The sequence below is a fragment of the Mesorhizobium sp. M7A.F.Ca.CA.001.10.2.1 genome, from assembly GCF_003998575.1.
Taxonomy (GTDB): Bacteria; Pseudomonadota; Alphaproteobacteria; order Rhizobiales; family Rhizobiaceae; genus Mesorhizobium.
This window is the reverse complement of the sequence record NZ_RZQY01000740.1, coordinates 1-2782: the sequence shown is the minus strand read 5'-3', so window position 1 is coordinate 2782 and position 2782 is coordinate 1. Positions and strand designations below refer to the sequence as shown.

At 68.3% G+C, this 2782-nt stretch carries 3 protein-coding genes and 1 pseudogene; all 4 read left to right on the top strand.

Going from position 1 to position 2782, the window contains the following annotated elements:
• Positions 1 to 768: N-acetylglucosamine kinase (locus tag EN964_RS30960; RefSeq protein ID WP_127277165.1), on the top strand; the 768-nt coding region annotated here is incomplete at its 5' end.
• Positions 765 to 1547, top strand: coding sequence for a GntR family transcriptional regulator (locus EN964_RS30955; RefSeq protein ID WP_027040192.1), 783 nt, complete (start codon positions 765 to 767; stop codon positions 1545 to 1547). The genes EN964_RS30960 and EN964_RS30955, both read left to right, overlap by 4 nt.
• A gap of 17 nt (positions 1548 to 1564) precedes the next feature.
• Complete coding sequence (locus tag EN964_RS30950; protein ID WP_164748800.1) at positions 1565 to 2599, top strand: SIS domain-containing protein; 1035 nt, start codon at positions 1565 to 1567, stop codon at positions 2597 to 2599.
• Positions 2596 to 2782 (top strand): annotated as a pseudogene (locus EN964_RS30945) (N-acetylglucosamine-6-phosphate deacetylase); the annotation flags it as partial. The gene EN964_RS30950 and the pseudogene EN964_RS30945, both read left to right, overlap by 4 nt.

The following is a 2782-nucleotide window of genomic DNA, read 5'->3' as shown; positions in this document are numbered from 1 at the left end:
GACTTGACCGGCGCCCGCTCGAACATCGTCGAGGCCGCGCGGCAGGCGTTTCTCGCCGCCGGGCAGGATGCGGAACTGATCCCGCAGACGCCGGCCATTCTCGGGCTGGCCGGCGCCAATGTCGGCACCTACCGGCAGCAGCTCGAAGCGATCCTGCCGTTCAGCATCAGCCGCGTCGAGACCGACGCCGAGATCGCACTGGAAGGCGCTGTCGGCTCCGGCGACGGCGCCATGGCGATCCTCGGCACCGGCACCGCCTATATGGCGCGCAGACAAGGCAAATCGCGGGCCATCGGCGGCTGGGGCTTCCAGGTTGGCGACCAGGGCAGCGGCGCCCGTATCGGCCGCGACCTGCTCGAACAGACCCTGCTTGCCTATGACGGCGTCCGCGAAGGTTCGCCGCTGACGCAGAGCATGCTGGCCGTGTTCCGCAACAACCCGGAGGATGTCGTCGAATTCACCACCAATGCCAAGCCGGGCGATTTCGGCGGCTTCGCACCCAAGGTGTTCGAGCATGCCGAGAAGGGTGACAGCGTCGCCAACTGGATCCTCGACAGGGTGGTCGCCGATGTCGAAGCCTCGCTCGGCGCGCTCGATCTCGCCGACGACGCGCCGCTGTGCCTGCTCGGCGGGCTGGCGCCGCTCTACGCGCCGCGCCTGTCTGCCCGTTACCGGGCGCTGCTGAAGCCGCCGCTCGACGACGCGCTGGGCGGCGCGGTGCAGATAGCGGTCCGCCTTTTCGCCGGACACGCGGAGGCAACTCGATGAGCGAGGCCGCCGACCAGATCTTCGCCACGCTCAAACATCAGGCGCAAAGCGGCGCGCCGCTTTATCTGCAGCTTCGCAAGAGCATCGAGGACGCGGTCAATCGCGGCCTCATCGGGCCGGGCGACGCGCTGCCTTCCGAGCGCGACATCGCCACCAAGGCCGATATTTCGCGGGTCACCGTGCGCAAGGCGGTGCAGGACCTGGTCAAGGGCGGCATCCTGGTGCAGCGCCACGGCTCCGGCACCTTCGTGGCGCCGCGCATGGAGCGTGTCGAACAGTCGCTGTCGCGGCTGACCTCGTTCACCGAGGACATGGCGCGGCGCGGCATGGCGGTGCGTTCGGCATGGCTCGACCGCGGCCTTTACGCGCCCTCGCCCGACGAGATGATGGTGCTCGGCCTGTCGTCGAGCGAACTGGTGGCGCGGGTGGCGCGCCTGCGCATTGCCAACGACACGCCGCTGGCGATCGAACGCGCCTCGCTGTCGGCCAGCGTGTTGCCCGATCCGGCCGATATAGGTTCCTCGCTCTACGCGGCGCTGGAATTGACCGGCAACCGGCCGGTGCGGGCGGTGCAGCGCATCTCCGCCGCCAATCTCGGCGACAGCGACGCGCGCCTGCTCGAAGTGCCGCCAGGCATTGCCGGCCTGCACATCGAACGCATTTCCTATCTGGCGAGCGGCAAGGTGATCGAATTCACCCGCTCCATCTACCGAGGCGACGCCTATGATTTCGTCGCCGAACTGCGGCTGACAGGGCCGAGCGAAGAGGGCCGACCATGAGCACGACAAAGCCGACCATGTCGGCAGAAATGACCCATATGCGGCGCGAGATCGAGGAGGTCCCGCAAGCGGTCGCCCGCCTGCTCGACGGCTCCGGCGCCGTGCTGACAGAGGCCGGGCGCGGCATCCGTGAACGTGACCCGCAGTTCGTCGTCACCGTGGCGCGCGGCTCGTCCGACCATGCCGCCACCTTCATGAAATACGCCGTCGAGCTGACCGCCGGCCTGGCCGTCGCATCGGTCGGACCGTCGATCGCCTCGATCTACGGCCGCAAGCTCAGGCTGGCCGGCTCGGCCTGCCTGGCAATCTCGCAGTCGGGCAAGAGCCCCGATATCGTCGCCATGGCCGAAACCGCGCGGGCGGGGGGCGCGCTGACCGTCGCCATCACCAACACCGCCGATTCGCCGCTGGCGCGTGCTTCGGACTATGCGATCGATATCCTGGCCGGCCCCGAGCGCAGCGTCGCGGCCACGAAGACCTTCATCAATTCGGCCGTCGCTGGCCTCGCTCTGATGGCGCATGCCACGGGCGACGACGCGCTGTTGGCCGCACTTGCCCGCCTGCCGGAGCATTTCGGCAAGGCGATCGCCTGCGACTGGATGAGCGTGCTCTCCGAGACGATCGAGAAGCAGAAGTCGCTGTTCATCCTCGGCCGCGGACCGTCGGCGGCGATGGCCAATGAGGCGGCGCTGAAATTCAAGGAGACCTGCGGCATGCATGCCGAGGCCTACAGCGCCGCCGAGGTCATGCACGGCCCGCTGGCGCTGATCGGTCCCGATTTTCCGGTGCTGGCGCTGGCCGCGCGCGACGCCTCCGAACCGTCCATTGCCGAGGCCGCCGACAGCCTGGCGGCCAAGGGCGCGCCGGTGTTCGTCACCTCGGCGCTTGCCAAACGCGCCGTGCGCCTGCCGCATGTCGCCACTGGCCACCCGCTGACCGATCCGCTGACGCTGATCGTCTCCTTCTACATGTTCGTCGAGGCCTTTGCCCGCCATCGCGGTCTCGACCCGGACACGCCGCGCAATCTTCGCAAGGTGACGGAGACAGTATGAGCGATCGCTTTGCCCTGACTGGAGCCCGGATTTTCGACGGCGACGACTGGCATGAAGGCCACGCACTTGTCGTGCGCGACGGTCTCGTCGAGGCTATTTTGCCAACGGGCGCCGTCCCCTCGGATATCCGCGTCGTCGACACCGGCGGCGGCCTTCTGACGCCGGGCTTTGTGGATGTACAGG

Bases quoted from the DNA above. Each gene is read 5' to 3' on its own strand.
- EN964_RS30955 (WP_027040192.1), top strand. From the start codon at position 765: ATGAGCGAGGCCGCCGACCAGATCTTCGCCACGCTCAAACATCAGGCG.
- EN964_RS30950 (WP_164748800.1), top strand. From the start codon at position 1,565: ATGTCGGCAGAAATGACCCATATGCGGCGCGAGATCGAGGAGGTCCCG.